A 17,403-nucleotide genomic window follows, 5' to 3' on the forward strand; every position below is an offset into this window, starting at 1 on the left:
GCGGCGACTGATTACTCGACGTCGAATTTCACGCCCTGGGCCAAGGGCAGCGAGCGTCCGAAATTCACCGTGTTGGTGGCGCGCCGCATATAGGCTTTCCAGGCATCCGAGCCGGATTCGCGCCCGCCACCGGTTTCCTTCTCACCTCCGAAAGCGCCGCCGATTTCAGCACCGGATGGGCCGATATTGACATTGGCAATGCCGCAATCGGAGCCGCGATCCGATAGAAACGCCTCAGCTTCGCGCAGGTCGTTGGTGAAGATCGACGAGGACAGGCCCTGCGGCACATCGTTATTGAGCGCCAATGCGGCATCAAAATCGCTGTAACGGATCACATAGAGGATCGGCGCAAAGGTTTCATCCTTCACCGGCCCGGTCTGCGAGGGCATTTCCACCAGGGCGGGGCGCACATAATAGGCGGAGGCAGCCTCTTCTTCCCGCACGCGCATGCCGCCATGCACCACGCCGCCAGCGGCCTTTGCCGCAGTCAGCGCCGTTTGCATCGCTTCATAAGCGCGGCCATCGATCAACGGTCCAACCAGCGTGCCGGTCTCCAGCGGATTGCCAATGGTGACAGAGCCATAGGCCTTGATCAGCCGGGGAACCAGCGTGTCGTAAACGCTGTCATGCACGAACAGGCGACGAAGCGTTGTGCAGCGCTGGCCAGCCGTGCCCATGGCGGCAAAGGCGACGCCGCGCAGGGTCAGATCGAGGTCGGCGGTTGGGCCAACGATGGCAGCGTTATTGCCACCCAATTCCAGGATAGAGCGGGCAAATCGAGCTGCCAGACGCGGGCCGACCGCCCGGCCCATGGCTGTCGAACCGGTGGCCGAAACCAGTGGCACTTTCGGATGATCCACCAGCACTTCGCCAATGGCGCGCTCACCAATCAGCACGGTTGAAAGCCCGTCCGGCGCGCTGCCGCCAGCGGCCACATAACGGCGAACCGCTTTTTCAAAAATCGCCTGAGTAGCAAGGGCGGTAATCGGCGTCTTTTCCGAGGGCTTCCAGACGGTTGAATTGCCGCAGACCAGCGCCAGCGCTGCATTCCAGCACCAGACCGCAACCGGAAAATTGAAGGCCGAGATAATGCCAGTGACGCCGAGGGGATGCCAGGTTTCCATCATCCGGTGCTCGCCGCGCTCAGTAGCAATCGTCAGGCCGTAAAGCTGACGCGACAGGCCGACCGCGAAATCGCAGATGTCGATCATTTCCTGCACTTCGCCGAGCCCCTCAGAGGTGACCTTACCAACCTCGATGGACACGAGACGACCAAGATCGTCCTTATGGGCGCGCAGTTCCTCGCCCAGCAAGCGCACCAATTCGCCGCGCTTGGGGGCTGGCACCATGCGCCACGCTAAGAAAGCGGCATGTGCACTGTCGATGGCCTTGCTTGCCTCATCGCTGGACACTGTTGCAAGCGTGGCAAGCGTGCTGCCATCAACAGGTGACGTAACCGTCAGCGAACCGCCCGACAAAGTCCCGGCGGAAATACCGAGATTTGCAAGAATGCGCGATACATCGGCAGGCAGGTTGAGTTTCGACATCGATATGATCTTTCCTTGAAACGTCGTTTGTATGTGAATGGTGTTGAGTGGCGGATGGATCAGAACCGGCTATCGGCCAGATGAGCGATTTGCGCGCCCGCTTCGTAATAGATTTCCTTTACACTGCGTAACGCAATGGTCTCCGGCTCAGACAGCGGCAAGGGCAGATCCGCCTCGCCGATCTCGCCCAGAACCAATTGCGCCAATGTCCGTCCGAAAGACGTGCCGGGCGCAATGCCACGGCCATTATAGCCGCTAAAGCCGACAACACGCTTGGCAAACCGATGGAAGCGCGGCACGGCATCGCTTGTCATGCCGATCTTGCCATACCATTCCGTCTCGAACTCGACATCGCCCAATTGTGGAAACAGCCGCTTCAGGCTGCGCTTTGCCCAGGCGCGGTGGACCGCAGCCCCGCCATGGCGTAGTGCGCCGACACTTCCAAACACAAGGCGACCGGCCTGATCCATGCGGAAAGACGACAGGATTTCCCGTGTATCCCAGCAGCCTTCGCGGTTCGCCAACAAAGAGCGCCGCAAATTTTCTCCAAGCGGTACGGTGGCAAAATTGAAATAGGGAAGATGCATCTGCTCTTCCCGCACGTTTTTCCAGGGACCGGTGGAATAGGCATCGGTGGACACGATGATCCAGCGGCAGGAGACATGGCCGGAGGCGGTCTTCACCACCCAGCTTTCGCCTTCCCGCTCAGTTTCCACCACCGGGCTGCCGGTGAAAATTCGCACACCGGCGCGAATGGCGGCAGCGGCAAGGCCCCGCGCATAGGCAAGCGGTTGCAGCGTTCCGGCCCGGGGATCAAACAATGAGCCGGCATAGGCAGTGCTTCCGACGCGAAACGCCGTTTCCTCGGCAGACAAAAGCTCCACCGGCGCACCGCGCGCCACCCATTGCCGGTGACGGTTCTGCAATTCCTCCAGCCCCGAACTGCCGACGGCCAGATGCAGCGTGCCATTGGTTTCCAACTCGCAGGCAATACCGTGTTTTTCGATTGTCTCGCGCACCAAGAGCGGCGCTTCGCCCAATTGCTTCAGCGCCCGCTCTCCATGCACAGGGCCAAGCACCTTCGGCACGTCGTCCGGCATCACCCACATGCCGCCATTGATCAGCCCGACATTGCGGCCCGCCCCGCCAAAGCCGATCTCGACCGCTTCCAGCAACACAACGGAAACCCCGGCCTCGGCCAGATGCAAGGCGGCGGACAGGCCGGTATAGCCGCCGCCGACCACGACGACATCGGCAATCAGGTGTTCAGTGAGCACCGATGTGGGCGGCGGCGATGGCGCGGTTCGCTCCCATAGCCCGTGCGATCTTGGATTCCCCTGCATGACAGTTCCCTTATATCGCAACCGAACCGGAAACCGGGCCAAACAGCAGCGATGATTTCGCGAAACACTAGCAAGTGCCGAACCAGTCCGCCAGTGCGCAATTATCGATGTTTCTGCAAGAGTTCTTTCCCAAATGGAATGACCTCAGGCAAAAGACCGCCTATAGAAGACGATCTCATGTTCCCATCTGATCTGGTGATACCCGGAGCCTCCATGCAAAGTCCCCGCCGTTTCCTGCCCTCCCTGCATCTTCTTTCGGCTTTTGAGGCCGCGGCCCGCACCGGCAGCGTCACGGCGGCAGCGCGGGAATTGAGCCTGACGCAAAGCGCGGTCAGCCGGCAGATCAAGGCGCTGGAAGAGCAGCTTGGCGTCGAGCTGTTTCACCGCGAACGCCAGACGATACGGCTCACGGCAGGTGGCAATATCTATGCCCGCGAAATCCGCGATGCGCTGCGGATCATCAGCACCGCATCGCTGACGCTGAAGGCCAATCCGTTCGGAGGGACGCTCAATCTCGCCATCCTGCCAACCTTCGGCACCCGATGGCTGGCGCCGCGCCTGCCGAGATTTCTCAGCCGCCACCCCGGCATCACCATCAATCTCGTTACCAAGCTTTCCTATTTCGATTTTCGGCTGGAGCCGGTCGATGCCGCCATTCACTTCGGTCTGGCCGATTGGCAGGGTGCGGAAATGTCGCTGCTGCGCTCTGAAACCGTCATTCCCGCCTGTAGCCCTGAGCTGCGCGACACCTACCGGTTTCAAACGGCTGTTGATTTGCGCCAGGCCCCTCTTCTCCACCTCACCACCCGCCCCGATGCCTGGGAACGCTGGCTTGCCAGCAATGACGTGCAATCCGACCAGGTGCGCGGCATGTTGTTCGACCAGTTTGCTACAGCCGCTCAAGCCGCGATGGCAGGGCTTGGCGTCGCGCTGCTGCCTGAATTCCTGATCGAAGAGGAAATGGCCTCTGGTCGCCTGGTCAAGGCCATCGACCGGCCGATGCAAAGCACCGAGGCCTATTATCTCGTCTGGCCGAATGAACGTGGTTCACACCCACCTTTGCAGGCGTTTCGAGACTGGATATTGGAAGAAACCGCAGACGACAGACGCTAAATTCTCTGGTTTTCGTTTGTCTTTTCGGGAAAACCGGATTCCACTTTTCCCTGACAAACTCTAATCTACCGAATAATGAGAAAAACGGCCTTGCAATTTCTGCAACTTCAATTCTATGTTATAACTGTTCTCAGGGCGGGGTGAAATTCCCCACCGGCGGTATCGGGCTTGCCCGGAGCCCGCGAGCGCTTTCAGGGCAACCTGGGAGGTCAGCAGATCCGGTGCGATGCCGGAGCCGACGGTATAGTCCGGATGGAAGAGAGCATGCAGGAAATACCCCAGCGGAGCTCCGTCTCCTGAACGGGTGTGCCCTGCTGTTCGCCCAAGGGAAAATTGGCCGCCTCCGTGCGGTGTTCCAGCCACTCCGTTTGGCTGACCCTTGAAAGGCAGAGACATGACTATCGCAGCAAGACTTGAACCAAACCGTATTGCCGTCATCCGCGCCCGCTGGCATGCCGGGATCGTTGATCAATGCGTCAACGCCTTCGTCGGCGAATGGCAGGCGCTTGGCGGCACTGCCGCCGAGATCGACATTGTGGATGTGCCGGGCGCCTTGGAAATTCCCCTTCATGCCCAGACGCTTGCCAAAACCGGACAATACCGCGCCATCCTCGGCTGTGCGCTGGTGGTGGATGGTGGCATTTACCGCCATGATTTCGTGGCCGCCACCGTCTTGGACGGCATGATGCGCGTGCAACTCGATACCGAAGTGCCGGTGCTTTCGGCGGTATTGACACCCCATAACTTCCAGGAAAGCGAAGCGCATATCGCCTTCTTCAGGGAGCATTTCGTCATCAAGGGCAAAGAAGCAGCCTCCGCCTGCCGCGCCATTCTGGCAGCCCGCGCCGAAGTGCTGGTATCAGCACTGTAAAATAGCAGCGCCCAAGGCTTTTGGCTTTGGGCGCTCGCCTATTTTGTTTTAGAGATTGCCAAGCAGGTCATTCACCCGGCTTTGGGCATCCTTCAAGGCCGCATCGACATCCTTCTGACCGGTCACCGCAGCGCTCATTTCCTCGCCGATAATGTCCTGGATCGGGAACTGGCGCTGCACTTGCGACGGCAGTGGCCGCCCAAGCTGGGCAATATCAGACACCGTGTCGCGATGCGGCAGTGCCTTGAAGGCATCCGAAGTCAGGACAGCCTGAACAGATGGCAGGTGGCCGGTGCGCGACCAATCGAAATCATTATCGACGAAGAATTTCAGGAACCGCGCCACGGCCTTGGTCTGTTCGGGCGTCCGGTCCTTGACGGAAACAGCCCAGGTGTGACCATCAGCGAACTGGGCGTGATCGCCGGAAAACAGCTGCGGATAGGGATAGACAGCATAACCGCCCTTGTTCAGCGCCGTACCCGGCTTGGCAGCCGAGGCATTATAATCGCCGATCATCCAGGTGCCGTTCAGATGAACTCCACCGGCACCGGCCAGAAAGGCAGTGATCGAGGCGCCGTAATCCATGTCTTTGGTGGTATAGCCCTTGGCAAAGATGGTCCGGTACATCTCCACCACCCGCTTGGCCTCAGGCGTGTCGAGCTTGATATGGGTCGGATCAGCGAAGAAGTCCGAGTTTTGCTGAAACAGATAGGTATAGAGATTGCGCATATAGAGCGCCGTCTCATTGGCAAGATTCTGCACGAAATAAGGCTTGCCGGTCTTCTGCTTGAACTGTTCGGCCTGGGCCAGAAGCTCTTCCGGGGATTTCGGCAGGATCGGCGTGCCATCGGCATTGACGAGGCCCGCCTGCTTAAACAGATCCATATTGATATGGTAGAGCATGGTCCAGCTGTCGATCGGCAATCCATAGAACTTGCCGTCCTTGGTCGCTCCCTGCCGCGCCGCCTCGGTAAAGGTCTCCGGCTTGATGCCCTGTGATGCGAGAAGCTCGTCCAGCGGCATGATCAGCTTTTTGGACTGATAATCCGACAGAGCCGATTCATGGATCGTGACGATGTCAGGCGGATCGTTGGAGGCAAATTGCGCGTTGAGTTGGTCGTAGCCCGGCCATTCCACCGTCGCCACCGAAACATGAATATCCGGGTTGTCGGCGTTGAACTTGTTGATCAGCGAGGTCATGATCCCACATTCCCCGACCGATTTGCTGACGTCTGTATTGCTGCCATATTCAGCATCGCAGGCGCCGAAGAACCTTTGAACGTTCAGTTCCACAGGCTCCGCCGCAAAGGCGGCGTGAGCAGTCATCAGTGCCACCACCGGAATGGTGGTGCGCATCAGTTTCATGATCCTCGATTTGACTGGCGTCGATTTGATTGGTGTCGCTTTCATGGTCTCTCCTCCCACGTGTTTCCTGTTATCTTCTTGCTTGTAATGTCAGGGCAAACGCTACCGAACGGCTGCCCCCGACACCGCCGTGACGATATATTTCTGGAAAAACAGATAGATGATAAGGATAGGCGCTCCAGCAAACACCGCCTGCGCCATCAGGAATCCCAGACCCTCCGACTGGCCGAAATTGGTCTGGGTTGAGGCAAGCCCCACTGTCAGCGTATACATGTCCTTCCTGGATGCCGAAATCAGCGGCCAGAAATAGTCGTTCCAGGACGCCAGAAACGTGAAAATGCCAAGCGTCGCCTGGGCGGGCAGCGTCAGAGGCAAAAGCACTTTCCAGAAGATCCGGAACCGGCTGGCATTGTCCAGAAGGGCCGCCTCATCCAGATCGCGCGGAATGGCCCGGAAATATTGCGTCATCAGAAAGACGCCGAAAGCGCTGGATAGCCCGGGCAACACAAGGCCCGGATAGGTATTGTGCAGGCCAAGCATGCTGAAAATCTGGTGGCGGGCGACCAATACCGCCTGCTCCGGCACCGCCAGCCCGAAAAGCACAACAATAAAAAGAATGTCGCGCCCCGGAAAATTCAGCCGGGCAAAGCCATAGCCCGCCAGCGAAGACAGGATCAGCGTGCCGATGGTCAGGCTGATCGAAACGATCAGGCTGTTGAGAATCCAGCGAAACACCGAGGACGTTTGCAGGATATTGATATAATTGCCAATGATATAGGGCGGATGAAACACCGAATTGGGGTCGGCCATCAGCACACTGTTTTCCTTCAGCGACAATCCGATCACCCAGAGAATGGGCAAAAGCATCACGAGGGATAACAGCACGACCAGCCCAAGGACGATCCGGTCACCAAGCCTGCTGTGAGAAGAGGAAAAGCCGCTCATGCCGCGTCTCCCCTGCTTCCGGCTCCATTGCGTCTGGTTATCAGATATTGCGCCATGGCGGCGAGCAGGATCAGAATGAAGAGGATTTCGGAGGCTGCGGCCCCGAGACCGAGATCCCAGCGGCGGAAGGTGACCTCATAGATATAGAGTACGATGGGGCGGGTCGCATTGTTCGGCCCGCCCCGTGTCATCAATAGCGCTTGGCCAAACAGCTGGAATTGCAAGACGATCTGAATGATGACCACCAGGAGGAATGTCCGCTTGATGGATGGCAGGGTAATGGCCGTCAGTGTCCGCCAGCGGCTGGCATTATCAAGCGCCGCCGCCTCATAGATATCGCCGGGGATTTGCTGCAAAGCCGACAGAAACAGCATCATCGGCAGGCCAAGGCACCACCAGACGGTGGCAATGGCAATCGCGATCATCGCCAAATCCGGATCGGACAGAGCGGCGGGCGCCGTTGCGCCAAACCAACTGAAAATGGTGGCGAGCAAGCCGACTTGCGGAATGAACACGATCCGCCAGACCAGCGTGACAATGGTGACGGACAAGACCGAGGACGCAAAGAACAGGGTTCGCAAAACCGCCGCCGTCCGCGTCTGCCGGTTGAGCGCGAGCGCCAGAAATAGCCCGAGCACCGCCAGCGTCGGCACCGTCAGCGCCACGAAATAGAATGTATTCCAGATCGACTGAATGAAAACGGTATCACGAAACAGCCGCAGATAATTATCAAAGCCGACGAACCGCCCGCTCGAAAACATATCGGCCTTATGAAAACTCAGCCAGATGCCCCAGATCAGCGGAAAAACCAGAAGCGTGGTGAAAAATGTCAGGTAAGGCGCCACGAATAACGCATGGCGCCAGCGCGGAGCATGGATGCTCATCGACGCAGGGGCCGAACGATGGCGAAGACCCATACCAGGCAGCACAGAAGAGCGATCAGCCATCGGACAGCACCTCCGCATGCCGGGCGGTGCCATCCGCATCGAAAAGATGGGCTTTTTCACCGTCAAAACCAAGGCCAATGTGATCGCCGATTTTCAGGCGCGTTTGACCCGCCGTTGCGGCCACCACACTCTGTCCGTCCGCCAATCGCGTGTAGATCAGTGTCCGATCACCCAGACGCTCCAGTACATCGATCGTGCCATCGACGTCACCACCCTCAGGAGGTGTGACGTGAACCGCCTCGGCGCGAATACCGAGCGCAACTGCCGACGCTGCATTTTCCAGATTGATATGGGTTTCGATGCGCAGGCTCTGACCGCAGGTGGCGATCATGCCGGATCTGCCGGGTTCAAAGCCTGTGACATCTAGAAAATTCATCGCCGGCGACCCGACGAAACCGGCAACAAACCGGGTTGCCGGGCGCTCGTAGATCTGCATCGGCGTGCCAATCTGCTCGATGCGGCGATTGTTCATCACCACGATCCTGTCGGCCAGCGTCATGGCTTCGGTCTGATCGTGGGTGACGAAAATCATTGTCGAGCGCAGCCGCTGATGCAATTGCGCCAGCTCGATGCGGGTCCGGGTGCGCAACGCCGCATCCAGATTGGACAGAGGCTCATCAAACAGAAAGGCCTTGGGCTCCTTCACCACCGCCCGGCCAATTGCGACGCGCTGGCGCTGGCCACCGGAGAGCTGCCCCGGTTTGCGCTCCAGCAGATGATCGATTTCCAGCATCCGCGCTGCTTCCGCAATGCGCGCATCAATGACCGATCGGGAAACCTGAATATTCTCAAGCCCGAAGGCCATATTTTGGCGGACGGTCATATGCGGATAGAGCGCATAGGACTGAAACACCATAGCCACATCACGCTGACCGGGCGGCAGTCCGTCAATCCGCTCGCCATTGATGCGGATTTCGCCGTCATCAACGCTTTCAAGCCCGGCGATCATCCGCAGCAAGGTCGATTTTCCGCAGCCCGACGGACCGAGGAAGACCACGAATTCATGGGCCGGAATGGACAGCGACAAGCCATCCAGCACGGTCATGGCACCGTAGGTCTTGCTGACATTGCTGATTTCGATCTGTGCCGTCATCGCTATCCTCCTCCCAGGTTTAGCAAGGTCAGGAATTATCCATGCCCCCTAAGAGACATCCCGAACCTTCACCCGGATCATCTGGTAGGACAGCGCCGGAAACGACGCCGTCAGGCTTGTGCCGTCGATAACCAACCCCTCGCCGGGACGTGGCGCAACCTCCGTCATCCGCTCCTGCGTATTGACCGCCTTCAAATCGGCATGGGTCATCACCTGATAATCGGCGATAGATGGCGCGGTGCCAAACCCCTGCAAATCGAATGTGGTCTCGATGGCCGCCTCTGAACGATTGACGATGAAGAAAGCAATCGAGCCGTCCGCCGTGTCATGCACGGCGGCAATGTCGAGACTGTCAACCTCACCGACAGCGGACGCCGTATAGGTCGGGCTTTTCACCCTGAGATCCAGCGCCGTGCCACGGCCATGCACCGAGGCGAACAGGAATGGATAGAAAATCGTCTGCCGCCAAGCGGGACCGCCCGGCGCCGTCATGATCGGCGCGATGACATTAACCATCTGCGCCAGGCAGGCGATGCGCACCACGTTGGAACGGCGGATGAATGTGTTGATGATCAGCCCGACTTGAAGCACATCCTCGAAATTATAGATGTCCTCCAGCAACGGCGGCGCAAAGGGCCAGCCGTCATTTCCCTGGAGGATTGCCTTGTCCTGCTCGTTGGAATGATACCATACATTCCACTCATCGAAGGAAATATAGACATTCTTGGATGAGCGTTTCTTGGCCTTGATGAAATCGATCACACCCGATACCGAGACGATATAATCATCGAGCTTCTTGTTCTGGGCGAGATAATTGGGCGTATCGCCTGCCTTGTTGTCAAAATACATATGCAGGGAAATATAATCGACCTCATTATAGGTATGGTCGAGAACGGTCGCCTCCCATTGCGGATAGGTCGGCATCTTGGCGTTGGACGAGCCGCAGACCACCAGTTCCAACGATTTATCGAAGGTCCGCATAGCCTTGGCGGTTTCGTGGGCAAGGCGGCCATATTCATCCGCGGATTTGTGGCCGATCTGCCAAGGCCCGTCCATCTCATTGCCCAGGCACCAGAGCTTCACATCGAAAGGCTGCGGCCTGCCATTGCTGATACGCAGATCGCTCCAATAGCTACCGCCAGAATGATTGGCATATTCCAGAAAATTGCGCGCCTCATCCAGCCCGCGCGACCCGAGGTTGACGGCCAGCATCATCTCCGTCCCGACAGAGGCGCACCAATCGGCAAACTCGTGAAGGCCCACCTCGTTGCTCTCCGACGTATGCCAGGCGAGATCGAGGCGAACCGGGCGCTGATCCTTGGGGCCAATGCCGTCTTCCCAATTATAGGCCGAAACGAAATTGCCGCCGGGATAGCGGACAACCGGCACGTTCAACTCCCGCACCAGATCGATGACATCGCGGCGCATGCCGTTTTCATCGGCGCTCGGGTGATCGGGCTCATAAATGCCGGTGTAAACCGCCCGGCCCAGATGCTCTATGAAGGAGCCGTAGAGCCGTGGATCAATCTCCGCAATGCTGAAATCGGCATGCGCCAGAACGGTCGCCTTCATGTCATCCTCCCTATGCATATCCAATATGATGATTTAAACCATCTTGTCGGATATAAAATAGCGATTTTTACAAAGCGTCAAGCTGAAAAACGACCCAAAAGACATGGAGATCAATGCTGCAACACAGCAAAATGTCAATGACAACAATGTGACAACGGCATGACGGTCGGTATTCGCGCCGAAAACCTTTCAATCACCAAAGCTGATATTCACTCTGTTCGGATACGGAGCACGATATCCTGGTCGTAATTGCCAAATCCGCGTCCGAAAATGTTGATCCCACCGGGATGGCGCGCATCATCGCGCACACCAATCCGCACCCGGATGGAATGATGGGCCAGCAGATCGATAGCATTGAGATCGACGGATGAAATCTTGACGCCATCAACGAACGTACCCTCTGACGAAATTCGCCAATTCTTCAGCTTGCCATATTGGGAGCCCTTCAGCTTCCACCAATCGGGCGTATAGACACCGCGCTTGTCACCGAAATCGCCGGGAGAGGTCCATGTTCCGACATCCGTGCCATTGATCGACAAAGTGATATCGGATGGCCAGTCGGCACTGGTGCCGGGTACTTCCGAACTCAACTCCATGGCAATCTCGATTTCGCGGATGCTGCTGCCGGATAGCTTTGCATTGTTGGGGAATTGATATTCCACATAGCCTCTGGTGAACCAGATCAGCCCGGCTTTCATCCGTTCCGGATCAAGGAAGGTGTTGGGAACATCAAGCAAACCGATAATGCCCTCGGGCGAACAGAGACCACAAGGTGCCGTCACCTCATAGCTGGTATAAAGCCCGATCGGCATCGCGACTTCGATGGCATGGGCGTCGATCTTGCGCCGCTCGCTCTTGAAGACGACCAGAACCTCTTCGGCGGTCGGATAACAGATCTTCTGGCTGCCCTTGCGAGCCTTCTGGCTCTCCGTGCGGATCAGCCCCGCATCTTCCAGAACCTGAAGATTGGTGGAGACAGTGGATTGCGGCAGCGACAGTTCAGAGGCGATATCATTGACATTCATCGCCCCTTTTTCATGCAAAAGCTTGAGCATTCCGATCCGGAGTGGCGAGGCCAGCCCTTTCAGAACCGCCATGCCGTCTTCCGGGTCGATCACAAGAAAATTTCTGCTCATTGTTGATATTTATCCGAAAACTAGGGTGCTTATCGAATAAATATCAGAATTTCTGATGCAATCAACAGATCTGAGGCCTCACAAAGCTTTCAGCGCCGCACCCTGTTCGCCAATATCCAGGAACAGGCCGGTCATCACCCGCATGCCCTCTTCGGCAATCGACAGAAGAGCGTGCTCGTTCGGTCCGTGCTGGCCGCATTCGGCATGGGAATGGGGAATCCAGATGGTCGGCAGGCCAAGAATATCGGTAAAGGCATCATTGGGCAGCGACCCCGCCAGATTGGGCAGAACATGAACCGGCTTGCCACTGGTGCGGGCTATGGATTGCTCGACAAACCGCACCCAGGGATGATCGGGGGAAAACCGGGTGGCGCGGAAGGCTTCACCCCGCGCTGGCTCCACCGCCACCATGGGAAAACCATGGGCATCCAGATGGCGGCGCAGGGCAGGCAAAATGCCCTCCATATCCGTTCCCACCACGAACCGCAGCTGGCAGGTGGCGCACGCCGATCCGGCAATGGCATTTTGCGGCGCCTGGATATTGCCTGAGGAGATGGCGAGAACCGCCATGGAATTCCAGCCGAAGACCCGCTCGGACGGCGTCAAATCTGCTTGGCCCCAGTCCGCGTCATGCTTGCGGGACGGCAGGTCCTTGAGGGCAGCGCGAATGTCAGGGGTCAGGCTGGTCGGCAGCCATTCCGGGATCTGGATCTGGCCCCGCGCATCGACAATCGTGGCAATGGCATGGGCGAGAATGATCGCCGGGTCGGCCAGCAAGCCGCCGAAATTGCCGGAATGGTGATCGCCGTCGCGCAAGTTAACGATGAGGTTGAAGGCAAAGCCGCCGCGTGAGCCCATGAACATGGTCGGCGTATCGGCGGCCAATCGCGGCCCATCGGACGCGATCAGCACATCGGCGGCAAGAGCTTCGCGCTTGGCCTGGAAAAACTCCCGCAAACCGTAGGAGCCGGTTTCCTCGGCCATTTCCATAATAATCTTGACGTTGAAGCCAAGCTTGCCCTGCTCCTTCAAAATCAGTTCCAGCGCCTTGATATTGATGAGATGCTGGATCTTGTTATCCGCCGTGCCGCGCCCGTAAAGCTTATCCCCCTCCTGATGCAGCACGAAAGGCTCGAGCCCGTCGCGCCAGCGATGCGCCTCGCCATTACAGACATCACCATGTCCATAGATCAGCACGGTCGGCAGGCTGTCGTCCTCGATCAGGCTGGCGATCAGAAGCGGTGCGCCATTTTCTCGCGGATTGGTGAAAATCTCCGTGGCAAAGCCCAGCGACGCCAGCAGCGGCTGAATATCCTGCACCAGATAGGCTTGCAGATCCTCTGGCCTGCCTTCCGACTGGCTAACCGAGCGGCGTGCGATAAGCTGGGCCAAATCCTCGGCCAGCTTGCCGCCAAGCGCATAATCGGACGCATTGCGGATGAAGATCTCTCTGGTCATAAAACCTGCCTTTTGATTATTTTGCGACGCAATGCCAAGACCATAGAGGATAGGAAAGCAGAAGCGCAAACATCTATGCGCCTCAGCCGCCCTCCTTGCGCAGATTCCGGGCCAGCGCCCGATGCCTTTCCTGGGATTTCTCGATATGCTCGCGCATGGCGGCGCGCGCACCCTGTGGGTCCTGACCGGAAATGGCATCAGCAATCCGGCCATGCTCCTCCACCACTTGTGAAAGATAGGTTTCGCTGCGTGAAGAGGCCAGATTGGGCAGGTTGGAGCGTGGAATGGCCTGCGGGCCAAAGCTTTGCATAGCGCTCAGATAATAGCTGTTATTGGTGGCCCGGGCGATGGCCAGGTGAAAATCGAAATCCGCCTTGGAGGTCGGCGCTTTTTCAGCAACAAGATCCGCCATCACCTCATTGGCCGCCCGGATCTCATATTCCTGCGCCGAAGAGCGGCGCACGGCGGCAAGTGCTGCGGCTTCCGTCTCGATCGCCACCCTGAATTCCAGCATTTCCAGAGTTTTCGGAATGCTCCGCTGCTCTTCCGTGCTGAGGCGCATTTCCTGTCCGGGCAGGTCATCAACAACAAACACGCCCTTGCCCTGGCGGGCATCGACGAGCCCAGCAGCCCGAAGTTCGGCCAAGGCCTCGCGGATCACCGTGCGGCTAACCCCGAACCGCTCGATCAGCCCCGGCTCGGTCGGCAATTGCGTGCCGAGCGCCAGCCGTCCGCCGACGATATCGGCACGCAAGGCTTCGATGACGCTTTCGGCCAGCCTTGGCTTGCGCTGTGCTTCATTCGGCGATGGGGCTTTGGCCATGGAAATCTCCATAAAGGGATAGGGCAAATATTGAACGGAATTCGACTGGACAGGTGTTTTAAATCATAATATGACTTCGCTAGAAATCATGATATGACTCGGTTGCAGTCATTATAAAGCACGAGGATAGGTGCCCGTTCAAGTCTTTCGCGAAGAAGATCGTGTGGCACGGAGCAGTTGAACGCAGGAGAGGCGGACCATGGAACCGAATGAACTGAAACGTGCACTGGGCGCAGGCTTGCTGTCCTTTCCCGTCACCCCTTTCGATGACAAGGGCGAGTTCAACCCGGATGTCTATGGCGCGCATATCGACTGGCTGTCGGGCTATGACGCGACGGTGCTGTTTGCCGCTGGCGGCACCGGCGAAATGTTCTCACTCTCACCAGATGAAATTCCGCGCATTGTCGCCACCGCCAAAGCAGCCTCCAACGGCGTTCCCATTGTCGGCGGCTGTGGCGGCGGCACCCGTGTTGCTGTTGAAATTGCCAAGGGCATCGAAAAGGCTGGCGGCGACGGCATTCTTTTGCTGCCGCAATATCTGATCGATGCGCCGCAAGCAGGCCTCTATGCCCATGTCAAGGCGGTCTGCGATGCGGTCGGCTTCGGCGTCACCGTCTACAATCGCGACAATTGCGTGCTTCAAACCGAAACCATCCAGCGCCTGGCCGATGACTGCCCCAATCTGATCGGTTTCAAGGATGGCACAGGCGAACTCGGCCTGGTGCGCCGTATCACCGCGACGCTGGGCGACCGCCTCACCTATATCGGTGGCATGCCAACGGCGGAATTGTTTGCCGAAGCCTATCTGGGTGCCGGTTTCTCCACCTATTCGTCGGCAGTCTTCAATTTCGTGCCGCAACTGGCCTGCGATTTTTACAAGGCGCTGCGCGCTGGCGACCGGGCGGCCTGCGAAAGCATCCTCAACCGGTTCTTCTTCCCCTTCATGGATCTGCGCAGCCGCCAGAAGGGTTATGCTGTCGCGGCTATCAAGGCTGGCGTTCGCCTTCAGGGCTTTGCCGCCGGTTCGGTCCGTCCGCCCCTGACGGATTTGACCTCGGAAGAGGTGGATATTCTGGCACGGTTGATCGAGCCCTGGAAACAGTAAGAAACAACAGCCAACAGGATAGGCCCGGGAGCGTCTGTTCTTATCAGCTGGCGAATGCAGCAAAGCGACTTCAGCCCATCATAAAAGATATTTCTTCGGGAGGAAAAACACGATGAAGACCAGAAAACTGCTTGCCACAGTGGCGCTTGCCGCACTGGTGGGCGTGCCGGTCATGGCGATTGCCCAGGACTATCATCAGGCTCCACAGCTTGATGCGCTGGTCAAGGAAGGCAAATTGCCACCGGTCGAAAAACGTCTGCCGGAAAATCCACGCGTTGAGGACATGGTGGACCGGGTCGGCGTCTATGGCGGCTACCAGACCGGCGGATTGGTGGGCGGCAATGACCGCAACGCACTGGCCAAGCTGACGGGCTACGAGCCGCTGATGGCCTGGGACCGGGAATGGTCGGGCAAGATCATTCCCAATGTCGCCACCTCCTACAAAGCCAGCGATGATGCCACGACCTTCACCTTCGAATTGCGCAAGGGCATGAAATGGTCGAACGGCATGGATTTCACCGCCGAAGACATCGCCTTCATGGTCAATGACGTGCTTCCCGACGACAAGCTGTTTCCGGCCAAGCCCGCCTGGATGCTGGTGGGGGGCAAGCTGCCGGTGGCGACCGTCAACAGCCCGACCAGCGTCACCATCAAATTCTCCGGCCCGAACGGCCTGTTCCTCATGAATGTCGCGGGCGTGTTCGGCACGCAGTTGACGCTGATGTCGAAGCAATATTGCAGCCAGTTCATGCCGAAATTCAATCCGGATGCCGAAAAGCTGGCAAAGGATGCCGGTGATGCCAGCTGGGTCGAGCATTTGACCAATAAATGCGGATTGGAAATCGAGCAGGTACAGCGCTGGCGCAATCCAGACATGCCCGTGCTCGGCCCCTGGAAAATCAAGGACCCCTATGTGTCCGGCGCAACGCAGGTGACGTTCGAGCGCAATCCCTATTACTGGAAGGTCGATCCGGCGGGCAACCAGCTTCCTTATCTCGATGGCGCCCGCTACAGCGTCAATTCGGATGTTCAAACCGTGCTTCTGGCGGCGATTGCCGGCAAGATCAACTATCAGGAACGCCATATCGGCGTGAACCAGAACCGTCCAGTCTTGAACGAAGGCGCGGATAAGGGTGGTTACGAGTTGATCGACCGGATTACCGGTCAGGGTGCGGACACGTCCTTTTCCTTCAACATGACCCATAAGGACCCGGAGATGCGCAAGATCTTCGGCAACAAGGATTTCCGGGTGGCGATGAGCATTGCCATTGATCGCAAATCGGTCATCGATGCGATTTATCTGGGCCTGACGCAGCCGAAACAGGTGGCGCCAAACGAAAACACCCTCTACGCCAATGACCGGCTGGCGCATCAATATCTCGATTACGACCCTGACAAGGCCAACAAGCTGCTCGACAGTATCGGTCTCGACAAGAAGGATGCCGATGGCTTCCGGCTTCGCCCTGATGGCAAGCGCCTGACCTTTACCGTCATCACGCCTGCGGCGCTTTCCAACTGGGGCGATGTTGCCGAACTGGTCATTCGCTACTGGCAGGCTGTTGGCGTGGATGCACGCTTCCAGTCGATGGACCGCACACGGTTTTACGAGGTCAAGAACAATAACGACCATGACGTGGCACTGTGGACCGGTGAAGGGTATGGCGTCGATGCCCTGCTTGATCCGCGCCTCTATATGCCGGTCTCGATTGAATCCAACTATGCGGTCGCCTGGGGCAAGGCTTACCTGAAAATGCAAGGTGGAGAAGAGCCGCCGGAGCCGGTCAAGAAACAGTGGGATCTTTATAACCAGATCAAGGGTACCACCGATCAGGCCAAGCAGACGGCGCTGTTCCAGCAGATTCTCGATATCGCCGCCGACCAGTTCTACACGATTGCGATTTCGACACCGCCCGCTGGCTTCGCCGTCAAGGCCAAGAACCTGCACAACGTGATGAACAATGCGCCGACCTCCTGGGTCTATCCAAGCCCGGCGCCCAGCAATACCGAGCAATGGTTCATCCAGAACTAGAGCCTTTTGTTTTCGTTTGTCTTTTCGGGAAAGCCGGTTTCCACTTTTCCTAAGGC

The 17,403-nt window shown here is 57.9% G+C and carries 14 protein-coding genes and 1 riboswitch; of the genes, 4 read left to right on the top strand and 10 right to left on the bottom strand.

The genetic code is table 11. The features are described from left to right. Positions 1 to 11: 11 nt before the first annotated feature. Positions 12 to 1,547, bottom strand: a complete 1,536-nt coding sequence (gene amaB, locus H1Y61_RS17715; RefSeq protein WP_409363997.1) for an L-piperidine-6-carboxylate dehydrogenase — start codon at positions 1,545 to 1,547, stop codon at positions 12 to 14. A 59-nt stretch (positions 1,548 to 1,606) separates the two neighbouring features. Then, positions 1,607 to 2,890, bottom strand: a complete 1,284-nt coding sequence (locus H1Y61_RS17720; RefSeq protein WP_180574891.1) for an NAD(P)/FAD-dependent oxidoreductase — start codon at positions 2,888 to 2,890, stop codon at positions 1,607 to 1,609. 213 nt (positions 2,891 to 3,103) lie between these two features. Between H1Y61_RS17720 and H1Y61_RS17725 the strand changes: the two genes are divergently transcribed. Continuing rightward, entirely contained in the window at positions 3,104 to 4,003 is a 900-nt protein-coding gene (locus H1Y61_RS17725) for a LysR family transcriptional regulator (RefSeq protein WP_180574892.1), read from the top strand. A 122-nt stretch (positions 4,004 to 4,125) separates the two neighbouring features. Beyond that, positions 4,126 to 4,271, top strand: a riboswitch (FMN riboswitch). 126 nt (positions 4,272 to 4,397) lie between these two features. Continuing rightward, positions 4,398 to 4,874 (top strand): 6,7-dimethyl-8-ribityllumazine synthase, encoded by a 477-nt coding sequence (locus H1Y61_RS17730; RefSeq protein ID WP_180574893.1) that lies wholly within the window; start codon positions 4,398 to 4,400, stop codon positions 4,872 to 4,874. A 48-nt stretch (positions 4,875 to 4,922) separates the two neighbouring features. Here H1Y61_RS17730 and H1Y61_RS17735 read toward each other — a convergent pair whose 3' ends face one another. The 8 genes from H1Y61_RS17735 to H1Y61_RS17770 form a co-directional block, all read right to left on the bottom strand. After that, positions 4,923 to 6,239 (bottom strand): extracellular solute-binding protein, encoded by a 1,317-nt coding sequence (locus tag H1Y61_RS17735; RefSeq protein ID WP_180575191.1) that lies wholly within the window; start codon positions 6,237 to 6,239, stop codon positions 4,923 to 4,925. Between the two features lie 102 nt (positions 6,240 to 6,341). Continuing rightward, the gene (locus H1Y61_RS17740) at positions 6,342 to 7,184 is read right to left on the bottom strand and encodes a carbohydrate ABC transporter permease (RefSeq protein WP_180574894.1); all 843 of its coding nucleotides are present in this window, start codon (positions 7,182 to 7,184) and stop codon (positions 6,342 to 6,344) included. Next, a complete protein-coding gene (locus H1Y61_RS17745; RefSeq protein ID WP_235680957.1) occupies positions 7,181 to 8,101 on the bottom strand; it encodes a carbohydrate ABC transporter permease in 921 nt (306 codons plus the stop codon). Before H1Y61_RS17745 ends, H1Y61_RS17740 begins: the two co-directional genes overlap by 4 nt. 22 nt (positions 8,102 to 8,123) lie before the next feature. After that, positions 8,124 to 9,224 carry an ABC transporter ATP-binding protein gene (locus tag H1Y61_RS17750; protein ID WP_180574896.1) on the bottom strand — a complete coding sequence of 367 codons (1,101 nt, stop codon included), beginning with the start codon at positions 9,222 to 9,224 and terminating at the stop codon, positions 8,124 to 8,126. Between the two features lie 48 nt (positions 9,225 to 9,272). Next, positions 9,273 to 10,796, bottom strand: a complete 1,524-nt coding sequence (arfA, locus tag H1Y61_RS17755) for an arabinosylfuranosidase ArfA (protein ID WP_180574897.1) — start codon at positions 10,794 to 10,796, stop codon at positions 9,273 to 9,275. A 209-nt stretch (positions 10,797 to 11,005) separates the two neighbouring features. Next, a complete protein-coding gene (locus H1Y61_RS17760) occupies positions 11,006 to 11,932 on the bottom strand; it encodes an ArsR/SmtB family transcription factor (protein ID WP_174112680.1) in 927 nt (308 codons plus the stop codon). A 78-nt stretch (positions 11,933 to 12,010) separates the two neighbouring features. Beyond that, the gene (locus H1Y61_RS17765) at positions 12,011 to 13,390 is read right to left on the bottom strand and encodes a M20 family metallopeptidase (protein ID WP_174112679.1); all 1,380 of its coding nucleotides are present in this window, start codon (positions 13,388 to 13,390) and stop codon (positions 12,011 to 12,013) included. Positions 13,391 to 13,472: 82 nt separating this feature from the next. After that, a complete protein-coding gene (locus tag H1Y61_RS17770) occupies positions 13,473 to 14,213 on the bottom strand; it encodes a FadR/GntR family transcriptional regulator (RefSeq protein ID WP_174112678.1) in 741 nt (246 codons plus the stop codon). A 199-nt stretch (positions 14,214 to 14,412) separates the two neighbouring features. Here H1Y61_RS17770 and kdgD point away from each other — a divergent pair, with 199 nt between their 5' ends. Both kdgD and H1Y61_RS17780 read left to right on the top strand, forming a co-directional pair. After that, positions 14,413 to 15,318 (top strand): 5-dehydro-4-deoxyglucarate dehydratase, encoded by a 906-nt coding sequence (kdgD, locus tag H1Y61_RS17775; protein WP_174112677.1) that lies wholly within the window; start codon positions 14,413 to 14,415, stop codon positions 15,316 to 15,318. Between the two features lie 112 nt (positions 15,319 to 15,430). Beyond that, positions 15,431 to 17,347, top strand: coding sequence for an ABC transporter substrate-binding protein (locus H1Y61_RS17780; protein ID WP_174112676.1), 1,917 nt, complete (start codon positions 15,431 to 15,433; stop codon positions 17,345 to 17,347). Positions 17,348 to 17,403 lie beyond the last annotated feature (56 nt).

The organism is Agrobacterium vitis (assembly GCF_013426735.1).
GTDB classification, from domain to species: Bacteria; Pseudomonadota; Alphaproteobacteria; order Rhizobiales; family Rhizobiaceae; genus Allorhizobium; species Allorhizobium vitis_D.

Coding starts and splice junctions, on each gene's coding strand:
- amaB (WP_409363997.1), bottom strand. CDS start 1,547: ATGTCGAAACTCAACCTGCCTGCCGATGTATCGCGCATTCTTGCAAAT.
- H1Y61_RS17720 (WP_180574891.1), bottom strand. CDS start 2,890: ATGCAGGGGAATCCAAGATCGCACGGGCTATGGGAGCGAACCGCGCCA.
- H1Y61_RS17725 (WP_180574892.1), top strand. CDS start 3,104: ATGCAAAGTCCCCGCCGTTTCCTGCCCTCCCTGCATCTTCTTTCGGCT.
- H1Y61_RS17730 (WP_180574893.1), top strand. CDS start 4,398: ATGACTATCGCAGCAAGACTTGAACCAAACCGTATTGCCGTCATCCGC.
- H1Y61_RS17735 (WP_180575191.1), bottom strand. CDS start 6,239: ATGAAACTGATGCGCACCACCATTCCGGTGGTGGCACTGATGACTGCT.
- H1Y61_RS17740 (WP_180574894.1), bottom strand. CDS start 7,184: ATGAGCGGCTTTTCCTCTTCTCACAGCAGGCTTGGTGACCGGATCGTC.
- H1Y61_RS17745 (WP_235680957.1), bottom strand. CDS start 8,101: ATGGGTCTTCGCCATCGTTCGGCCCCTGCGTCGATGAGCATCCATGCT.
- H1Y61_RS17750 (WP_180574896.1), bottom strand. CDS start 9,224: ATGACGGCACAGATCGAAATCAGCAATGTCAGCAAGACCTACGGTGCC.
- arfA (WP_180574897.1), bottom strand. CDS start 10,796: ATGAAGGCGACCGTTCTGGCGCATGCCGATTTCAGCATTGCGGAGATT.
- H1Y61_RS17760 (WP_174112680.1), bottom strand. CDS start 11,932: ATGAGCAGAAATTTTCTTGTGATCGACCCGGAAGACGGCATGGCGGTT.
- H1Y61_RS17765 (WP_174112679.1), bottom strand. CDS start 13,390: ATGACCAGAGAGATCTTCATCCGCAATGCGTCCGATTATGCGCTTGGC.
- H1Y61_RS17770 (WP_174112678.1), bottom strand. CDS start 14,213: ATGGCCAAAGCCCCATCGCCGAATGAAGCACAGCGCAAGCCAAGGCTG.
- kdgD (WP_174112677.1), top strand. CDS start 14,413: ATGGAACCGAATGAACTGAAACGTGCACTGGGCGCAGGCTTGCTGTCC.
- H1Y61_RS17780 (WP_174112676.1), top strand. CDS start 15,431: ATGAAGACCAGAAAACTGCTTGCCACAGTGGCGCTTGCCGCACTGGTG.